Annotated in this window: 20 protein-coding genes and 1 pseudogene; 9 read left to right on the top strand and 12 right to left on the bottom strand. The window is 59.3% G+C overall.

The genetic code is table 11. The features are described from left to right. Positions 1-159 precede the first annotated feature (159 nt). On the bottom strand, positions 160-1974 hold the full coding sequence (locus L904_RS08690; RefSeq protein ID WP_059760437.1) for a methyl-accepting chemotaxis protein: 1815 nt from the start codon (positions 1972-1974) through the stop codon (positions 160-162). Positions 1975-2215: 241 nt separating this feature from the next. On the opposite strand from L904_RS08690, the gene L904_RS08695 reads away from it, so the two are divergent. After that, positions 2216-2530, top strand: coding sequence for a DUF1883 domain-containing protein (locus tag L904_RS08695; protein ID WP_003520391.1), 315 nt, complete (start codon positions 2216-2218; stop codon positions 2528-2530). 113 nt (positions 2531-2643) lie between these two features. On the opposite strand, the gene L904_RS08700 is transcribed toward L904_RS08695, so the two are convergent. Continuing rightward, positions 2644-3960 carry a replication-associated recombination protein A gene (locus L904_RS08700; RefSeq protein ID WP_020809715.1) on the bottom strand — a complete coding sequence of 439 codons (1317 nt, stop codon included), beginning with the start codon at positions 3958-3960 and terminating at the stop codon, positions 2644-2646. Next, on the bottom strand, positions 3957-5363 hold the full coding sequence (locus tag L904_RS08705) for a DegQ family serine endoprotease (protein WP_020809716.1): 1407 nt from the start codon (positions 5361-5363) through the stop codon (positions 3957-3959). The genes L904_RS08700 and L904_RS08705 overlap by 4 nt, the downstream gene beginning before the upstream one ends. Before the next feature lie 173 nt (positions 5364-5536). Between L904_RS08705 and L904_RS08710 the strand changes: the two genes are divergently transcribed. The 3 genes from L904_RS08710 to L904_RS08720 are packed head-to-tail and all read left to right on the top strand — an operon-like array spanning position 5537 to position 6851. Further along, positions 5537-5887 (top strand): lysozyme inhibitor LprI family protein, encoded by a 351-nt coding sequence (locus tag L904_RS08710; RefSeq protein WP_003520387.1) that lies wholly within the window; start codon positions 5537-5539, stop codon positions 5885-5887. Between the two features lie 48 nt (positions 5888-5935). Continuing rightward, on the top strand, positions 5936-6391 hold the full coding sequence (locus tag L904_RS08715) for a MarR family winged helix-turn-helix transcriptional regulator (RefSeq protein WP_020809717.1): 456 nt from the start codon (positions 5936-5938) through the stop codon (positions 6389-6391). 25 nt (positions 6392-6416) lie between these two features. Further along, positions 6417-6851 carry a hypothetical protein gene (locus L904_RS08720; protein ID WP_020809718.1) on the top strand — a complete coding sequence of 145 codons (435 nt, stop codon included), beginning with the start codon at positions 6417-6419 and terminating at the stop codon, positions 6849-6851. A gap of 21 nt (positions 6852-6872) precedes the next feature. On the opposite strand, the pseudogene L904_RS08725 reads toward L904_RS08720, so the two are convergent. Further along, positions 6873-7873 (bottom strand): annotated as a pseudogene (locus L904_RS08725) (serine hydrolase domain-containing protein). A 158-nt stretch (positions 7874-8031) separates the two neighbouring features. On the opposite strand from L904_RS08725, the gene L904_RS08730 reads away from it, so the two are divergent. Next, complete coding sequence (locus L904_RS08730) at positions 8032-8574, top strand: GNAT family N-acetyltransferase (RefSeq protein WP_183044092.1); 543 nt, start codon at positions 8032-8034, stop codon at positions 8572-8574. Positions 8575-8633: 59 nt separating this feature from the next. Here L904_RS08730 and ilvD read toward each other — a convergent pair whose 3' ends face one another. Beyond that, positions 8634-10469 (bottom strand): dihydroxy-acid dehydratase, encoded by a 1836-nt coding sequence (ilvD, locus tag L904_RS08735; protein WP_003521018.1) that lies wholly within the window; start codon positions 10467-10469, stop codon positions 8634-8636. A gap of 312 nt (positions 10470-10781) precedes the next feature. Here ilvD and msrP point away from each other — a divergent pair, with 312 nt between their 5' ends. Together msrP and msrQ are read left to right on the top strand one after the other, a co-directional pair. Then, positions 10782-11723: a protein-methionine-sulfoxide reductase catalytic subunit MsrP gene (gene msrP, locus L904_RS08740; RefSeq protein ID WP_020809721.1), complete on the top strand. Its 942-nt coding sequence runs from the start codon at positions 10782-10784 to the stop codon at positions 11721-11723. Positions 11724-11725: 2 nt separating this feature from the next. Further along, positions 11726-12373, top strand: coding sequence for a protein-methionine-sulfoxide reductase heme-binding subunit MsrQ (gene msrQ / locus L904_RS08745; protein ID WP_020809722.1), 648 nt, complete (start codon positions 11726-11728; stop codon positions 12371-12373). Here the strand turns inward: msrQ and L904_RS08750 are convergent. Then, positions 12327-12755 carry a DUF2809 domain-containing protein gene (locus L904_RS08750; RefSeq protein ID WP_020809723.1) on the bottom strand — a complete coding sequence of 143 codons (429 nt, stop codon included), beginning with the start codon at positions 12753-12755 and terminating at the stop codon, positions 12327-12329. The genes msrQ and L904_RS08750 overlap by 47 nt on opposite strands. A 55-nt stretch (positions 12756-12810) precedes the next feature. Here L904_RS08750 and L904_RS08755 point away from each other — a divergent pair, with 55 nt between their 5' ends. Further along, positions 12811-13683: a DUF817 domain-containing protein gene (locus L904_RS08755; RefSeq protein WP_020809724.1), complete on the top strand. Its 873-nt coding sequence runs from the start codon at positions 12811-12813 to the stop codon at positions 13681-13683. Positions 13684-13688: 5 nt separating this feature from the next. Next, positions 13689-14207, top strand: coding sequence for a hypothetical protein (locus L904_RS08760; RefSeq protein WP_020809725.1), 519 nt, complete (start codon positions 13689-13691; stop codon positions 14205-14207). A gap of 157 nt (positions 14208-14364) precedes the next feature. Here the strand turns inward: L904_RS08760 and rplQ are convergent, their stop codons facing one another. From rplQ to secY, 6 genes are all read right to left on the bottom strand, one after another. Further along, positions 14365-14790, bottom strand: coding sequence for a 50S ribosomal protein L17 (rplQ, locus tag L904_RS08765; protein WP_003521014.1), 426 nt, complete (start codon positions 14788-14790; stop codon positions 14365-14367). Between the two features lie 118 nt (positions 14791-14908). Beyond that, complete coding sequence (locus tag L904_RS08770; protein WP_003495228.1) at positions 14909-15919, bottom strand: DNA-directed RNA polymerase subunit alpha; 1011 nt, start codon at positions 15917-15919, stop codon at positions 14909-14911. A 195-nt stretch (positions 15920-16114) separates the two neighbouring features. Continuing rightward, positions 16115-16504, bottom strand: coding sequence for a 30S ribosomal protein S11 (gene rpsK / locus L904_RS08775; protein ID WP_003521013.1), 390 nt, complete (start codon positions 16502-16504; stop codon positions 16115-16117). A 137-nt stretch (positions 16505-16641) separates the two neighbouring features. Further along, positions 16642-17010: a 30S ribosomal protein S13 gene (rpsM, locus tag L904_RS08780; RefSeq protein ID WP_035263425.1), complete on the bottom strand. Its 369-nt coding sequence runs from the start codon at positions 17008-17010 to the stop codon at positions 16642-16644. Between the two features lie 302 nt (positions 17011-17312). After that, entirely contained in the window at positions 17313-17903 is a 591-nt protein-coding gene (locus tag L904_RS08785; RefSeq protein ID WP_003521011.1) for an adenylate kinase, read from the bottom strand. Then, positions 17900-19240, bottom strand: a complete 1341-nt coding sequence (gene secY, locus L904_RS08790) for a preprotein translocase subunit SecY (protein ID WP_003521010.1) — start codon at positions 19238-19240, stop codon at positions 17900-17902. Before secY ends, L904_RS08785 begins: the two co-directional genes overlap by 4 nt. Positions 19241-19324 lie beyond the last annotated feature (84 nt).

A 19324-nucleotide genomic window follows, 5' to 3' on the forward strand; every position in this document is an offset into this window, starting at 1 on the left:
TATTGGTTGCGGGAAATAACGAATGATGTGTTTGGCGCAGTCCCATCCACACAAGACCGCGACAATCGCGTCCGATGACCACGCGGGCGGATAAAGACCTGCCCATAACAAAGGGCGCGGCCAAAGCCGCGCCCTTTAACTTTCCTGAAAAACCTGAAATCACGCGGCCCGCGAAACTTCGCGCCCGGCACCATGTCCAAGCTCGAAACGCGACAGCAGCGAGCGCAGCTGGCGGCTTTCCTCGGCGAGCGTCTGGCTTGCCGCCGTCGTTTCTTCCACCATGGCGGCGTTTTGCTGTGTCATCTGGTCCATGTGGTTGACGGAGGTGTTGATCTCCTGCAGGCCGGTCGCCTGCTCGCGCGCCGCCGTGGCGATGGAGTTGACATGGCCATCGACACGATTGACCAGCGCCACGATCTCCTCCAGCGCATCGCCCGTCGAGCGTACGAGTGCGACACCGCCGCCGACTTCTTCGGCCGAACGGTTGATGAGGGTCTTGATTTCCTTGGCCGCATTGGCGGAGCGTTGGGCCAGTTCGCGAACCTCCTGCGCCACCACGGCAAAACCACGCCCGGCCTCGCCCGCACGCGCCGCTTCCACACCGGCATTCAGCGCCAGAAGATTGGTCTGGAAGGCGATTTCGTCGATGACCGAGATGATCTGGCCGATGCGCTTCGAAGACTCCTCGATGCGGCCCATGGCGTCGACAGCATTGCGCACGATCTCGCCCGAGCGGCCGGCGCTGGTTTTCGTGTCCTGCACCATCTGCCGGGCCTCGTTGGCACGCTCGGAAGCGGTGCGCACCGTGGCGGTGATCTCGTCCAGAGCCGCCGCCGTCTCCTCCAGCGCCGCTGCCTGCTGTTCGGTCCGGCGGGAAAGATTGCCGGTCGCACCGCTGATGTCGGAGGCGCTGTCATTGACCACATGGCCGGTTCTGGCAATCGCCTCGATCGCGCCGTGCAAGGCGCCGACGGCACGGTTGAAGTCCATGCGCAGCTTTTCATAATCCGCGCCGATATCCGCAAGCGAAACGGTCAGATCGCCATTGGCAAGCGCCTCAAGCGCATTGCCAAGTCGCTCCATGGCATGGGCCTGCCGCTCGGAAGCGGAGCGCAGAACCATCTCGTTACCGTGCCGTTCCTGCTCAAGTGCCCGCTGCTGATCCGCCTCGCGGGCCTGCAGCGCGCTGCGTTCATTGACGCTGTCGCGCAGCACCAGCAGCGTCTTGGCAATCGCGCCGATTTCATTGCGACGGTCGGCGAACTGTATATCTGCCGCGCCGTCACCGTCGGCAATCCGCCGCATACTCTGGCGGATAAGATCGATCGGCCGCGTCACGCTGCGCACGACGGCTGCGGCCACGCCGACAACCAGAAGACCAGCGGCGATGCAAAGACCACCATTAAAATAGACGTCGCGCCAGAAAACCGCTTCAAGATCGTCTACATAAACACCGGTGCCGACAATCCAGCCCCAGGGGGCGAAACCGGCGACGTGGGAAAATTTCTCGACCGGCTCCGGCGCACCGGGCTTCGGCCAGTAATAATCGACAAAGCCCTTGCCGCCTGCCTTGACCGTATTCACGAACTCGACGAACAGCGCCTTGCCGTTCGGGTCCTTGTTGGCGGTAAGGTCCGTGCCGTTCATTTCGGGTTTGATCGGATGCATCACCATTTTGGGATGCATGTCGTTGATCCAGAAATAGCCGCTGCCATTGCCGTAGCGCATTGCCGCAATGGTCGTCTTGGCCTGCTGTTGCGCCGCCTCCCGCGTCAGGCTTCCGCCCTGCTCCAGCCGGTAATATTGATCGAGAATGGCAACAGCGGTTTCGTTCATTGCCGCAAGCCCGGCTTTCCGTTCCCGCTCCATTTCGTGGTAGCTTTCAAACAGGCTGAATGTCAGGGCCGCGGCCAGTATTGCCAGAAACAATGCGACGAGCGCATAAAGGCGCGTAGATATTGTTACGTTTTTCATGTTCCCCCTCAACGTCGCTGATGCACTTCGACCAGCCGATGTTAAAGGCAAAAAATTTATTATTATTAAATACACATATTATACGTTGGTATTATTCTTATATTCTCATACTCCTTGGCGCCACCATGCCAGACAGGCACAGCAAGCGTGAATTTTCAAACCGGCCGGCGGCATTTAAAGACACCGTTAACCGTGCGGCCCCTATCCTCTTTGACCGAAATTACTTTACAGGGAGGGCGCGATGGCCCGGCCGAATTTTCGCTATACGCATTATGACCTGAAGGAATTGCGGGCAGGAACTACCCTTGAAATATCCCTGTCAGCCGTCAACAATGTCCGGCTGATGACGGGCGCGAATTTCCAGCGTTTCACCGAGCTGCTCGATTTCAAATATCTCGGCGGCGTCGCGAAAAAATCGCCGATACGCATCGCCATTCCCGAGACATTGCACTGGCATCTGGTGATCGATGCGGAAGGCCATAGCGGCCTGGCAGAATCCTCGGTCAAGATGCTGCCGGCGCAGCCGCAGGCGGCACCGCATCGCAAGGCATCCTGATCTTCCTTAAAAAACAGCGAGTTGTCGCGGTTTCGCGACTCTTTTTGCCAGCGGCCTGAATCTTTTTATTAAGATCGACCGCGATACGGCTTTCGGCGCAACCGCGTAAAATCCTAGCGCGATCCACGCTCGCGACGCAGCTTCGCCCACCAGTCCAGACGCTTGCGGATTTCCCTTTCGAAACCCCGATCAGGCGGATCGTAAAAGGTCGTGCGCCCCATTTTCTCCGGGAAATAATCCTGCCCGGAAAAGGCATCCGGCTCGTCATGGTCGTAACGGTAACCGTCGCCATAACCTTCGCCCTTCATGAGCTTGGTCGGCGCGTTCAGAATATGTTTCGGCGGCACCAGCGAGCCGTTTTCCTTGGCCGCCCGCATCGCCGACTTGAAGGCCGTATAGACGGCGTTCGATTTCGGCGCGGTCGCGAGATAGACGCAGGCCTGCGCCAGCGCCAGCTCCCCCTCCGGTGAGCCGAGATAATCATAGGCATCCTTGGCGGCATTGCAGACGGCGAGCGCCTGCGGATCGGCAAGGCCGATATCCTCCACCGCCATGCGCACCAGCCGCCGGCCGATATAGAGCGGGTCTTCGCCGGCATCGAACATGCGGGCGAGATAATAAAGCGCGGCATCCGGGTCCGAGCCGCGCACGGATTTATGCAGCGCGGAAATGAGATTGTAATGGCCGTCCTGGCTCTTGTCGTAGACGGGCGCACGGCGCTGCACGATGCGCGTCAGCCCTTCGGTATCGAAGGTCTCATCCTTCCTCGCCGCACGCCAGACTTCCTCGGCAAGGGTCAGCACGGCGCGGCCATCGCCATCGGCCATGCGGATCAGGCTGGCCCGCGCCTCTTCCGTCAGCGGCAGGGGCTTGCCCTCCGCCTCCTCGGCGCGCTTCAGAAGTTCGCTGAGACTGTCCTCGTCATGCGAGCCGAACGTCAGGACACGCGCGCGCGACAACAGAGCGGCATTGAGTTCAAAGGACGGGTTTTCGGTGGTGGCGCCCACCAGAATAATGGTGCCGTCTTCCATCACCGGCAGGAAGCTGTCCTGCTGGGCGCGGTTGAAGCGGTGAATCTCGTCCACGAAAAGCAGCGTCTGCCGGCCATTCATCCGCCGTGTGCGCGCCGCTTCGAAAACCTTCTTGAGATCGGCGACACCGGAAAAGATCGCCGATATCTGCTCGAAAGCCAGCCCCGCCTCGCCGGAAAGCAGGCGGGCAACCGTTGTCTTGCCGGTGCCGGGCGGGCCCCAGAAGATCATCGATCCCAGTGAGCCGCTATCGATCATGCGGCGCAGAACGCCCTCCTCGCCCGTCAGATGCGACTGCCCGCTCACCTCCGCCAGCGTCTTCGGACGCAGACGATCGGCAAGAGGCCGCCGGTTGGCGACCTCGACAGGCACTTGCGGGGCGAAGAGATCGTCGCTCATCGCAGGAACTGCCGGATGCGCTGCCCGTCACGCAGGATTTCCACCCGCCAGAAGCCGGGATTGTCGTCCAGCGCCTTCTCGACAGCGGCGGTGGTGCCGATATCCGCGCCGTTCAGCGACAGGATCACGTCCTTCGGCTGGAAACCGACACGATAGGCCGGCGAGCCGCGCTTCACATCGGTAATGACAACGCCCGTCACCTGCGAGGGCATGCGCAATTCATCGGCAAGCTTCGGCGAAAGATTGGCAACAGTCGCACCGGCGAAGGGATTGCGTCCTTCGATCAGCCGTTCATCGCGCGGTGCGGTTTCCGGCGCGGTATCGAGCGCGATGGTCACCTTTTTCTCTTTCCCCTTGTCCATGACGGTCAGTTCGGCGGATTTGCCGATGCCGGCGGTCGTCAGGCGATAACCCAGCGCATCCGGATGCTCCACCTCGAAGCCATTGACGGCGGTAACCACCTGTCCGGGTTCGATGCCCGCCTTTTCGGCCGGCCCACCCTTGACGACGCTGACGACCAGAGCGCCGCGGGCGCGATGCAGGCCAAGCGCCTCGGCGACATCCGATGTCACCGGATCGAAGGTCGCACCGATATAGGGCCGCTCGAAGCTTGCATCCCCACGCTCGGCGGCAGCGACGAAAACCCGGACCAGATTGGCGGGAATGGCGAAACCGATACCGTTCGAGCCGCCGCCCTTGGAGAAGATGGCCGTATTGATGCCGATCAGTTCACCCGCCATATTCATCAAGGCGCCGCCGGAATTGCCGGGATTGATGGAAGCGTCGGTCTGGATGAAGAAGCCGAAATCGCCCTGCGTCACCTGGTTGCGCGCCAGACCCGAGACGATGCCGCTCGTCACCGTCTGGCCGACACCGAAGGGATTGCCGATGGCCAGCACCAGATCACCCACTTCAATCGCATCGGAATTGCCGAGCGACAGCACCGGGAACTGCTCCTTCGCATCGATCTGCAGAATGGCGAGGTCGACGCGGTCATCCTTCAGCAGCACCTTGGAGGAAAATTCACGCCCATCCGCCAGCGCCACCTTGATGTCATCAGCACCGTCGATGACGTGATTGTTGGTCACCACGAGGCCGCTGGCGGTCACGATCACGCCGGAACCGAGCGACGACTGCTTTTCCGTGCGGTTCGGCATCTGCTGGCCGAAGAACTGTTCGAAGAAAGGATCACCGGCAAAGGGCGACAGACGCCGCTGCACGACGCGTTCGGCATAGACATTCACCACCGCGCCCGCGGTGCGCTTGACCAGCGGCGCGAAGGAAAGCTGCATTTCCGTGTGGCTCGACGGCACGGTCCTGTTATCCTGCGCCGCAGCACCCACAGGCAGGAGAATGAGCGCGGCGAGAAAGCCGGTGGACAGATACTTCAACACGCTTCGCATGTGATTCCTCATCGTCATCAGTATGATGGAGTTATAACGCCAAAGCCTGTAAAGCAAAGAGCGGCAAGATGATGGCCGTCCTTTTCCAGGCATGGATCGGCGGGCGACATTGGAACCAACAGCGCCCCTTTTCGGTTTCACCGGCACCTGACTGTCCTTAAAAAGAGACGACCATGCATCTGAAACCGATCCTCCTTGCCTGCGGCATCCTGCTTGCCCCCTCCTTCATTTCTCTGGCCAGCGCGGCGAGCTTCGATTGCGCCAAGACCGATCTGGCCGCGGATGAAAAGGCGATCTGCGACAACCGCACGCTGAACGATCAGGATGTGAAGATGGCCACCACCTTCGACATCCTCACCCAGCTGATGGCCATGGGCGCACGCGACACGCTGCGCGACGAGCAGAGCCAATGGCTGAAGAAACGCCAGGAATGCGCGGCGGATGTCGCCTGCCTTACCAGCGCTTACGAGGAACGCATGAAACGTCTCGGAGAGGCGTTCCAGAGCATCAACCGGCCGCTGTAACGCAAATCCGATATTGACAACATATTGTCAAAATGGCAATGTGTTGTCATGAAAACGGACAACGCACACATTCTTTCCGCCCTGGCGGTGGCCATCTTTCGAACCAATGGCGCGTTGATCGCCGCGGGCGACGCCCTGTCTGCACCCTTCGGCCTGTCCAGTGCACGCTGGCAGGTTCTGGGAGCGGTGGCGCTTGCCGGCCAGCCTTTGACCGTGGCGCAGATCGCACGGAACATGGGCCAGACCCGGCAGGGTGTACAACGCCTCATCGATGAGATGGAACGACAGGACATTGTCTGCTTCGAAAACAATCCGCACCACAAGCGGGCCAAGCTCATTCGCCTTACCGAAAAAGGCGAGAATGCCTATGCCGCCACCATGCAGCAATGGAATGAACTCGCCGGCCGTTTAGCCACGGATATGCAGGCGGAGCAACTGAGTAACGCCATAGACTGCCTGAACCAGCTTTTCGCCGGGCTGGATGCCGATCCGCCGCAAGGCTGAACCGATCTTCTAAAGGACTATATCGATGAGAACCCTTCATCCCGTCGCCGGCACGCTGGCGCTGGCGATCATACTCGCCTTTTGGTTATCCACCGCGCTCACCGAAATCTCCGGTTCCAGCGAAGCGATCCGTACCGTCAAACTCGCCATTCCCTGGGGGTTTCTGGTGCTTGCGCCCGCGCTTGCGGTCACGGGTTTCAGCGGCTTTCGCATGGGCGCGAAATGGAAACATCCGCTGGTCGCAGCCAAGAAGAAACGTATGCCGCTCATCGCACTGAACGGGTTGCTGATCCTTGTCCCCTGCGCGCTTGTGCTTCGGCATTTCGCCCTCTCAAACGATTACGGCGGGGTCTTCTACGCCGTTCAGGCGCTGGAGCTTTGCGCCGGGGCGCTCAATATCACCCTTCTCGCAAAAAGCTTCCGCAATGGCCTTCAGCTAAAACGCCGTCTGGCCGCCTAGTTCGGCGTTTTGCGCTTGAGGTTATACCGCCCGGATGATGGTCTCCATAAGGCCATGCAACTGGTCGCGATAACCGGTTCGGGCGGAAGGCGCATCCTCGCGAGAGGTCATCACGACCGATAGCCGTCTGGCGGGTACGATATAGAGCATCTGCCCGCCATAACCCCAGGCGTAATAGACCGTCTCTCCTGCCATCTCCTTGATGAACCAGCAATAGCCGTAACCGTCGCCGTTAAAGACGGAATTGGTGCGCTGCCGCCACGATTGCTCGATCCAGCCCTGCGAAATCAACCGCTCGCCGCCAGGTGTCACACCACCCAGGCGATAAAGCTCTCCGAAGGCCAGCAAAGACCGCGCCGTCATCGCCATCTGGTTGCCACCGAGATAGATGCCCTGCGGATCGCGCTCCCAGCCGCCGATGGAAAATCCTTCAAGCGGACGGAGCCAGTCGCGCGCAAGCGACAGCGTCGAACGGCCGGAAGCTTTTGTCAGGATAGCTGAGAGCAGATGGGTGGAGCCGGTGGAATAAAGCATGCCGCCGCCCGGTTCCCCGGCGAAACCGGAACCCAGCGCCATCCGCACCCAGTTGCGGCTGGCAACCCAGCGGCCGTAATTGGGGCCGGACATGCGTTCCAGGCCGGATTGCATCGACAGCAGGTTGCCGACGGTGATCCGTTCCAGCCGGGGATCGGGATCTTGCGGAAAATCGCCGCGCAGAACAGTCGCGATCGGCTGGTCGGCGCCTTCGAGATCTTGCGATCGATGGCCATGCCCACCAGCGCCGAGATGATCGATTTCGAGGCCGACTTGATATTGGTGGAGCCGTTCAAACCGGCCCCGTGATAGGCGCGGCTCGCGACCTCTTCGCCATCGATGCTGACGATGACCGCCTTGAGGCTGGAAAGCGCATCCGCCTCCCGCAGCAACGGATCGAAACGGATGCCGTTGCCGGTGCTTTGCGCGCGGGCAAGCGGGGCGAAAGGCAGGGAAGCGATAAGGGCGAGTGCGGTTCGTCTTTTCATGTCACTGAGCTAGGAAGCCATACGGCGATGAAAAGAGGAAACGCCGCCAATCACTCCAATGTGACCTTATTTCTTTCCACACCCCAATTCGATGGTCTCGCGAAATCTGTATGAAAACAGGGCGTTGGCCTGCATTCCGGAATCGAGATGCAAAGCGCTTGAATCAGGTTCTGATCTTGAGGACTATTGCCCTGCCGCAAATGCAAAGACGGGAAACGATGCCGCAACTGAAATCATCGCGCCTTCTCCTCCGGCCTTTTAAAATGACGGACTCGCCGCCACTCGCCCGGCTGACGAACGACCCGCTCATTTTGCGCAATCTGCTGCGCACGGCCTATCCTTTCGAACCCGATGATGCACGGCGCCTCATCAGGCGCATTGCTGAGCGTCGGCTACCGGTATGGGCTGTGGATGATGGCAGTCTGGTCGGTCTCATCGGGCTTTCAGGCGAATTCGGCCTTTGGCTTGATCGCCGTGTTTGGGGAAAGGGCTATGGAGAAGAAGCCGGACGCCTCGTCATCGATTATGCCTTTCAGCACCTGAACATCAGAACCCTGCATGCCAATCCCCTGTTCGACAACAGGGCGTCGCACCGTCTGATGGACAAGCTGGGCTTTGTTGCGACCGGCCGTGCAAATGCCTTTTGCCGGCAACGGGGAAAAATCGTGCCGCTTCGACCTTATCGGCTCGATAAAGAGTGATCGGCACAAAAAAGCCGCCGTCTATCAACGGCGGCTTTATCATCACGGAAATCCGGAAATTACTCCGGCAAAATCCGCACTGCGCCCTTGTCAGCGCTCGAGGCAAAGGCCGCATAGGCCTTCAGCGCCGTCGTAACATTGCGCTTGCGTGGTGCTTCCGGCTTCCAGCCAAGCTCTTCCTGCTCGGCGCGGCGCGAAGCCAGCTCCGCATCGGTGACCTTCAGGTTGATCGTACGGTTCGGAATATCAATCTCGATGAGATCGCCCTGGCGCACGAGGCCGATGGCGCCGCCCTGCGCCGCTTCCGGCGAGGCGTGACCGATGGAAAGGCCGGAGGTGCCGCCGGAGAAACGGCCGTCGGTAATCAGCGCGCAGGCTTTGCCGAGGCCCTTGGATTTCAGGTAACTGGTCGGATAGAGCATTTCCTGCATGCCCGGCCCGCCCTTCGGCCCTTCGTAACGGATGACGACGACGTCGCCCGCCTTGACCTCGTTGCCGAGAATGCCCTTCACCGCCGCATCCTGACTTTCGTAAACCACTGCCGGGCCGGTGAATTTCAGGATGGATTCATCGACGCCCGCCGTCTTCACGATGCAGCCGTCGAGTGCGATGTTGCCGTAAAGCACGGCCAGACCGCCATCCTTGGAGAAAGGCTTCTCGACCGAGCGGATGACGCCGTTTTCGCCGTCCGTATCCAGATCGTCCCAGCGCGAGGACTGGCTGAAGGCCACCTGCGTCGGCACGCCGCCGGGGGCGGCCTTGAAGAACTGGCGCACTGTCTCGCTGTTGGTGCGGGTGATGTCCCAGCGGTCGATGGCGTCGCCCAGCGTCGCCTCATGAACGGTATAGGTATCGCGATTGATGAGCCCACCGCGTTCCAGCTCGCCGAGAATGCGCATGATGCCGCCGGCGCGGTGAACGTCTTCCATGTGCACGTCCTGCTTGGCCGGCGCGACCTTGGAAAGGCAGGGAACCTTGCGGGAAAGACGGTCGATGTCTTCCATGCCGAAATCGACGCCTCCCTCATGCGCCGCCGCCAGAATATGCAGCACCGTGTTGGTGGAACCGCCCATGGCGATATCCAGCGACATGGCGTTTTCAAACGCCGCCTTGTTGGCGATGGTGCGCGGCAGGACGGTTTCGTCCTCCTGCTCGTAATAACGGCGCGCCAGATCGACGATCAGGTGACCGGCTTCGACGAACAGCCGCTTGCGATCGGAATGGGTGGCGAGCGTCGAACCGTTGCCGGGCAGCGAGAGACCCAGCGCCTCGGTCAGACAGTTCATGGAATTGGCCGTGAACATGCCGGAACAGGAACCGCAGGTCGGGCAGGCCGAACGCTCGATAACCTTCACATCCTCGTCGGAAATCTTGTCGTCTGCAGCTGCAACCATGGCGTCGACCAGATCGAGCGCAACCGTCTTGCCGTGCAGGACGACCTTGCCGGCCTCCATCGGACCGCCGGAAACGAAGACCGCGGGGATGTTGAGGCGCATCGCCGCATTCAGCATGCCGGGGGTGATCTTGTCGCAGTTGGAAATGCACACCATCGCATCGGCGCAATGGGCGTTGACCATATATTCCACCGAATCCGCGATGATCTCGCGCGACGGCAGCGAATAGAGCATGCCGTCATGGCCCATGGCGATACCGTCATCGACCGCGATGGTGTTGAATTCCTTGGCGACACCGCCGGCCGCCTCGATTTCGCGGGCAACGAGCTGACCGAGATCCTTCAGATGCACATGGCCCGGCACGAACTGCGTGAAGGAATTGACCACCGCGATGATCGGCTTGCCGAAATCGCTGTCCTTCATGCCGGTGGCGCGCCAAAGGCCGCGCGCGCCCGCCATGTTGCGGCCGTGGGTTGTCGTTCTGGAGCGATAGGCTGGCATGGTGTTTTCCTCAATCTCTTGGGCTAAGACGCGTCTTCCGCAACGCGGTCAAAACGGCCTCTGCCCTATTTTGCGGTTTTTCTAGCGCAAACCGCAAGCCCTGTCACTGTCACCTTGGGGCAAAACAGTACGGTTCGGTACGGTACGCTTTCTCTTCATCGTGCTATCGGGCCGCGCCTTCATCACAAATGCGCGATTTCCGCCGCCCCACCGTTGTTTTTCCGCAGAGCGCTGAAACATATCTGTGCAGCGGCCGTATTGGCTATCATAATCGATTTATCGCCGATGTACCCGGCTTTTGTGGAGGTTCCAATGCCCGCCTATCGCCCGCCCCTCATCTCGGCAAATGAAATCACGCCGAAGAATATCTACCTGTCCAGACGTGGCTTCCTCGGCACGGCGGCAGGGCTGGCGGCAATCGGACTGGCCGGGCGCGAGGCTGTTGCCGCGCCGCTTTCCGCAAAACCCGGCGCCTACAAGCTGGACGAGAAGCTCACCCCGCTCGATGCTGTCACCAGCTATAATAATTTCTACGAATTCGGTGTTGGAAAATCTGACCCGAAGGAAAACTCCGGCAAGTTCAAGCCTACCCCATGGACGGTGAAGGTGGATGGCCTCGTCTCCAAACCGCAGGAATTTGGCATTGAAGAGCTGATGAAATATCCTCTCGAAGAGCGCACTTACCGCATGCGCTGCGTCGAGGGCTGGTCGATGGTCATTCCGTGGATCGGCTTCCCGCTCGCCACCCTTCTCGACAAGGTGGAGCCGCTTGGCAGCGCGAAATATGTCGCTTTCGAAACCGTGGTGCGGCCGGACGAAATGCCGGGGCAAAGCGGCCTCTTCCAGCCTCTCTCCTGGCCCTATGTCGAGGGGCTTCGCCTCGATGAAGCACGCCATCCGCTCACCATTCTCGCCGTTGGCCTTTATGGAGAGACGCTGCCGAACCAGAACGGTGCGCCGATCCGCCTCGTCGTGCCCTGGAAATACGGTTTCAAGGGCATCAAATCCATCGTCCGCATCTCGCTGGTCGAGAAACAGCCGGAAACGACGTGGAAAAATTCCAACGCCCGCGAATATGGCTTCTATTCCAACGTCAACCCGAATGTCGACCATCCGCGCTGGAGCCAGGCGACGGAACAGCGCATCGGCGAAGGCGGCTTCTTTGGCACCCAGAACCGCCCTACCCTGATGTTCAACGGTTATGACGAGGTGGCGAGCCTCTATGCCGGCATGGACCTGAAAGCGAATTATTGACCATGGCCTTCGCCCTGCCTCTTCCCTCGCTGCCGAAGCGTTACCAGCCGGCGGCCATCTGGTCGCTTTATGTGATCGGCCTCTGTCCGGGCCTCTGGTATTTCTATCTCGCCGCAACCGGCGGCCTCGGCTTCAACCCGGTCAAGGATTTCGAGCACCTGCTCGGCATCTGGGCGCTGCGCTTCCTGTGCCTCGGGCTTCTGGTGACGCCGCTGCGCGATCTCTTCAACATCAACCTCATCGCCTATCGCCGCGCGCTGGGGCTGATCGCCTTTTATTACGTGCTGGCGCATTTCACCGTCTATCTGGTGCTGGATCGCGGCCTGATCCTCGGTTCCATCGCCGGCGATATTCTGAAGCGCCCCTATATCATGCTCGGCATGGCCGGCCTTCTCATGCTCATACCGCTGGCGCTCACCTCCAACCGCTGGTCGATCCGCAAACTCGGCAGCCGCTGGAACACGCTGCACAAACTCGTCTATCTCGTGCTCATCGTCGGCGTGCTGCATTTCGTGCTGGCGCGAAAGTCGACCACGCTGGAGCCGGTGTTTTATATCAGCACGATGGTAGTATTGCTCGGTTATCGGCTGGTACGGCCCTCGATCATGTCGATGAAGAGAGCCAAACGCGCAAGACCCGTCCGGCCATGATGGCGGCGGCCCCGATCCCTGCGATATAACAGACTATATTCCACAGCGAAAAAACACGGCCGAGCAGCAAAGCACCGGCCGTCGTAGCACGAAACGCATCCAGCGCCTGGAAATGAACAAGCCGGATGAGCTCCACGAGAACGACGGCAAGAATGGCGACGTGAACCTCATAACCATGCCAACGGGATGAAAAGAAGGCTGCCAGCAGCAGATAGATCATCGCTCCCCAGAGCACGGATCCGCCATATTTTACCGCCACGAACGACAGTCCCACGTCGTAACCGAACCTGCGCAGGCAAAGGCCGCAGACGATCACCGCCATCGCCGCCGCTAGAAGCCGGATGCGGGCGAAATTAGAAGGGGATACGCGCGGCAGGCCCATACGGCTTCCTTCGGGTTTTCGTATGAAAGGTGACGAAGTGAGATCGGGGACGGAAATGAGCACATCAACAAGCCCGGCCGCAAGCCGCCTCTCCGTCCTGGACAATCTGCTCTGCGATACCTATCCTTGGGGCGAACTCAAGGGCATCAGGCGTTTTATCGTCGAGTTTCTGTATTTCGGCATCAAGGAAGCCCGGGCCTGCATGTTTGCGGGCTTGTTCTTCGTCTCCATCTTCGTGGTACCGCATGGCGGCGTGCTCGGCATTCCCCGCTATGACGTGCTGCTGATCATTGCGCTCGCCATCCAGTTCTTCATGATCTGGAGCAGGCTCGAAACGCTTGACGAGGCCAAGGCCATCCTGCTGTTCCACATCGTCGGCTTCGCACTGGAAGTGTTCAAGACATCGAGCGCCATCCAGTCATGGTCCTATCCGGATTTCGCCTATAGCAAAGTCCTCGGCGTGCCGCTGTTTTCCGGTTTCATGTACGCCGCCGTCGGCAGCTACATCATTCAGGCATGGCGGCTGCTGGATGTACGCATTCGCCACTATCCCACCTACTGGATGGCGACCCTCATCGGCATCGCCATTTACGCCAACTTCTTCACCCACCACTTCATCGGCGATTACCGCTGGTACATCGCCGCCTGCGCCATCGGCCTCTATTCCCGCGCAACGGTGATCTTTCGTCCCTATGACCGGGACCGAAAGATGCCGTTGCTCCTCGCCTTCATCCTGATCGGCTTTTTCGTCTGGCTGGCGGAAAACATCTCCACCTTCTTCGGCATCTGGAAATACCCCGATCAACTCGGCGCCTGGTCCGTCGTGCATATCGGCAAATGGAGTTCATGGTCGCTGCTGGTCATCATGACTTTCACGATTGTCGCACACCTCAAGCACATCAAGGGTCGTATTTACGTTCCGGAGTGAGAAAGATGAATTACTCCAAGGCATTTTCTAGTTTCACAAGTTTTACAACTAAGCGCGTAGGCCTCAAATCCAACAATAAAGCTGGCGGCCCTATATTCGCATTCCTAATAATCGCTTTGGCCGGTTGTGGTGTAGATTCACCTGATCGTTTGCGCAGCGATATCCCGGACGGAATCCCCGCTGGTGAGACGGTCTATTACAATACCAGATGGTTTGAATGCGCTGTCGCCATTTACAACCTCGACTCCGTTTTCATGGATGAGGTCCGTCGGAACGGATTGCTTTCTCTAAACAAAGCAACATCCGCGCCTTGGGCTGAGACGTCGGTACTGGGGGCGAATTACGCCATGGATCGCTGGATCGCTGATTTTGCAAGTAGCTTGGATTGCATCCAAGACCAGAAGCTGCAGGCGCTCTTTGAGCGGATATCAGCGAAAGGTGGCTATTTTCAAGTCCAGCCAACAAACTCGATAACCCTAATCGCGCCTGACGAGGGTTTAATGATGGTTGGTGGATACGAGTAGTAGCATCCCTGGGGTATGGATTTAACTATCCCCTCCCCAACCTTTCGCCGCGACGGCAAAACCTTAATCATTGTGTCGGCTAAGATCTGAACGCAAAAAAGCCGGACGATCTCTCGCCCGGCTTTTTAAACTCATGACGCCTGAACGGCGTCAAACCTTATGCAGCTTCGGCAGCAGCAGCTTCAGCGGCAACGCGAGCCTTGTCGGCTGCGCCCTTGGCGTCAACGTCGCGCTCGACGAATTCGATGACGGCGAGAGCGGCATTGTCGCCCTGGCGGAAGCCCGCCTTCATGATACGCAGGTAGCCGCCATTGCGGTTTGCGTAGCGGGCTGCGATCGCGTCGAACAGCTTGCGAACGGCGTCCTGATCCTTGATCTGCGAGATCGCCTGACGACGAGCGTGCAGGTCGCCGCGCTTGCCGAGGGTGACGAGCTTCTCAACGATCGGGCGAATTTCCTTCGCCTTCGGAAGCGTGGTTACGATCTGCTCATGGGTGATGAGCGAAGCAGCCATGTTGGCAAACATTGCCTTGCGGTGGCTGGCGGTTCTATTGAGCTTGCGGCCTGAATTACCGTGGCGCATTGCTATTCTCCTTCTACGCAGGTTCCTTCTCTAAGGCCTGCCGTTTCCTGGCACATGCAGATGACTTATCTGCTGTTTGACGGGGAAAGGCAGTCTTTGAGGTCTGCCTTCTTGTTTGTTAGTACTGGTCTTCGTAACGCTTTGCGAGATCTTCGATGTTCTCAGGCGGCCATGCCGGCACTTCCATGCCGAGGTGCAGACCCATGGAAGCGAGAACTTCCTTGATTTCGTTCAGCGACTTGCGACCGAAGTTCGGCGTGCGAAGCATTTCGGCTTCGGTCTTCTGGATCAGGTCGCCGATATAAACGATGTTGTCGTTCTTCAGGCAGTTTGCCGAACGAACGGACAATTCGAGCTCGTCGACCTTCTTGAGAAGCGCCGGGTTGAACGCAAGTTCGGTAACCGATTCTTCTTCTGCTTCCTTCTGCGGCTCGTCGAAGTTGACGAAGACGCCGAGCTGGTCCTGAAGAATGCGAGCGGCGAAGGCAACGGCGTCTTCGCCGGAAACCGAACCGTTGGTCTCGATCGTCATGATCAGCTTGTCATAGTCGAGAACCTGGCCTTCACGGGTGTTTTCCACCTTGTAGGACACTTTCTTGACCGGAGAATAGAGGCTGTCCACCGGAATGAGACCGATCGGGGCATCTTCCGCGCGGTTGCGCTCAGCCGGTACGTAACCCTTGCCGTTGTTGACGGTGAATTCCATGCGGATTTCAGCGCCATCGTCCAGCGTGCAGATCACGTGGTCGGGGTTCAGGATCTCGATATCGCCAACCGTCTGGATGTCACCAGCGGTCACGGCGCCCGGACCCTGCTTGCGCACGACCATGCGCTTGGAATCATCGCCGTCCATCTTGATGGCGATTTCCTTGATGTTGAGCACGATATCCGTCACATCTTCCCGAACGCCGGGGATGGAGGAGAATTCGTGCAGGACACCGTCGATCTGCACGGCCGTCACAGCGGCGCCACGCAGAGAAGACAACAGAACGCGACGCAGCGCGTTGCCGAGGGTAAGACCGAAACCACGCTCCAGCGGCTCGGCAACCAGCGTTGCCTTAGTGCGGCTGGACGAGGTGAACTCGACCTTGTTCGGCTTGATAAGTTCCTGCCAGTTCTTCTGAATCATCTTTAAACCTTCCGTTCGCCGCCACCATCCAATCGTGACGGACCGAGCATGAAAACACCGAGAGGAACCTAATTCAGCGGTTCATTGGTGGGTTCTTGAGCGCAAGTCCGCCGATCGAAATCGACGCGCACACGCCAGATACACGAAAATTCCGCCAGACCTGAGGTAAGGCGGAATTTCCGAACCACGGTCGCGTCAGACGCGGCGCTTCTTGCGCGGACGGCAACCGTTGTGCGGGATCGGCGTCACGTCGCGAATGGAAGTGATCATGAAACCGGCAGCCTGCAGGGCGCGAAGTGCCGATTCACGGCCGGAACCCGGACCGCAAACTTCAACTTCAAGCGACTTCATGCCGTGTTCCTGAGCCTTCTTCGCGCAATCTTCAGCAGCGATCTGGGCAGCGAACGGGGTCGACTTACGCGAACCCTTGAAGCCCTTGGCACCAGCGGACGACCAGGCAATAGCATTGCCCTGTGCGTCGGTGATGGTGATCATCGTGTTGTTGAAGGTCGAGTTGACGTGCGCGACGCCCGACGTGATGTTCTTACGTTCGCGACGGCGAATACGTGCGGCTTCCTTGGCCATTTTATACCTTTCATTGATCTCTTCACCGCCGTAACACCAGCGGCTACACCGGCGATCAACCCCATCGGAGCTTCACGCCAAACTCAGAAAGGCTGGCGCGGACTGCACCAGCCTCCCCTTTCCGGAGAACCGGAAAATTACTTCTTCTTACCAGCGATAGCCTTCGCCGGACCCTTGCGGGTGCGGGCGTTGGTGTGCGTGCGCTGACCGCGGACCGGAAGGCCACGACGGTGACGCAGGCCGCGGTAGCAACCGAGGTCCATCAGACGCTTGATGTTCATCGAGGTCTCACGACGCAGGTCGCCTTCGACCTGGTAGTCGCGGTCGATAGCTTCGCGGATCTGAAGAACTTCAGCATCCGTCAGCTGATGAACGCGCTTCTCAGCCGGAAGACCGACCTTGTCCATGATTTCCTGCGCGAATTTCGGACCGATCCCGTGAATGTAGGTCAGCGCAATAACAACGCGCTTCGCGGTCGGGATGTTGACGCCAGCGATACGTGCCACGTCTCTTCTCCTTGGTTCCAGTTGCCATCCGGCAAGTGGTGATTCCATTCGAGCGGCCGACAAGACCGCCAGTTCAAATTGGTGTCCGTGACAAGTCAAAACGACCGAACCCGGATCTCCCTTCCCTTAGGGAAATCCGCGCCAGTCGCTTGGGATGTCGCGAGTTGGCGCGGTGTTTAACGGAATCAGCGCAAAAAAGCAACCGGCTCCGCCAAGATTCTTTTACGATCCAAAGGATCTGCCGCCATGCGCAAGCGAGATATGGGCAAGAGCGCAACAGCTTCGCCCATCCGCTCCGTCGATCAGGCGGAGGCTTTCTCGAGAACGCGCTCGATAGCCTCGGTGACGGCATCGACGTCAGCCATGCCATCCAGCGTCACGAGCTCGCCCTGTTCGCTGTAATAGGCGGACAGCGGCGCGGTCTTCTCGCGATATTCCGTCAGGCGCTTGCGGAACGCTTCCGGATTGTCATCCGAGCGAACCGTACCGCCGGCGGCAATGGTTTCAGCCACGCGGTTTTCGATTCGGCGAATCAGCGCCTCTTCGTCCACCTTGAGTTCGATGACGGCATCAAGGACCAGATTCTTCTTGCGCATGTTCTCTGCAAGCGCCTTGGCCTGCGGAACGGTGCGCGGATAGCCGTCGAGAATAAAGCCCTTGGCACAGTCCGGTGCTTCGATGCGCTCGGAAACGATCTGATTGACGATATCGTCGGAAACAAGCCCGCCGGCGTCCATGACGGCCTTGGCGCGTTTGCCGATTTCGGTGCCCGCGCTGACCGCAGCGCGAAGCATGTCACCGGTGGAAAGCTGCGGGATCCCGTACTTGTCCGTCAGCCGCTTGGCCTGGGTTCCCTTGCCCGCACCCGGCGGACCCAAAAATATCAGTCTCATCGTCCCCTCTTTCCTCCACGCAACTTCGACTTCTTGATCAGCCCTTCATATTGCTGCGCGATCAGGTGACCCTGGATCTGCGCAACCGTGTCAAGAGTTACACTGACAACGATCAAAAGCGAAGTACCACCAAGGGCTAATGGAATGCCCGTGCGTGCGATAAGTGTCTCAGGAAGGATACAGACGAAGACAAGATAAATCGCGCCGACCACGGTGATGCGGGTCAGGACGTAATCGATGTACTCCGCGGTGCGCTCGCCCGGACGGATGCCCGGAATGAAGCCACCATGCTTCTTGAGGTTATCTGCGGTGTCCTTCGGATTGAAGACGATCGCCGTATAGAAAAACGCGAAGAACGCGATCAGCAGGCCGTAGAGCGCCATGAACAGCGGCTGCCCGTGCTGCAGCGACGCGATGATCGAGGTTGCCCAGCCCGGCAGGTTGGTGTTGCCGGCAAAACCCGCAGCCGTTGCCGGCAGGAGCAGCAGCGACGATGCGAAGATCGCGGGAATGACGCCGGCCGTGTTGAGCTTCAGCGGCAGATGCGAGGTATCGCCCTGGAACATGCGATTGCCGACCTGTCGCTTCGGATATTGGATCAACAGGCGGCGCTGGGCGCGCTCCACGAAGACGATGAGCGCGATGACGCCGATGGCGACCACAACCACCGTCAGGATGAGCGGGGTGGAAAGCGCACCGGTACGGCCGAGTTCCAGCGTGCCGGCCAGCGCCTTGGGCAGGCCTGCGGCGATGCCCGCGAAGATGATCAGCGAAATACCGTTGCCGATACCGCGCGAGGTGATCTGCTCACCCAGCCACATCAGGAACATCGTGCCGCCGAGCAGCGTGATGACCGTGGAAATGCGGAAGAACCAGCCCGGATCGACCACGAGGCCGTTACCGCTTTCGAGGCCTACCGCAATGCCATAGGCCTGCAGCGTGCCGAGCAGCACCGTGCCGTAGCGCGTATACTGGTTGATGATCTTGCGGCCGGCTTCGCCTTCCTTCTTCAACGCTTCGAGCGAGGGCACGACCGAGGTCATGAGCTGCACGATGATCGAAGCGGAGATGTAAGGCATGATGCCGAGCGCGAAGATCGCCATGCGCTCGACGGCGCCACCCGCAAACATGTTGAAAAGACCGAGAATACCGTTGGCCTGGCCACGGAAGGCCTGCGCATAGGCTTCGGGGTTCAGGCCCGGAAGCGGAATGTGGGTGCCGAGACGGTAGACGAGAAGTGCGGCAAGAGTAAACCAGAGACGCTTTTTCAGATCCTCCGCCTTAGCGAAGGTCGAAAAATTCAGGTTCGAAGCCAGTTGTTCCGCTGCTGAAGCCATAAATTTCTCCGAATGACCCTTGCCAGCCAGCGCAACCGGCCGATGCGGAAAGGTCTAAAAGATACTGGTCAAAACCGGGCTTCG

This window comes from Agrobacterium sp. LY4 (genome assembly GCF_001526585.1).
GTDB classification, from domain to species: domain Bacteria; phylum Pseudomonadota; class Alphaproteobacteria; order Rhizobiales; family Rhizobiaceae; genus Agrobacterium; species Agrobacterium leguminum.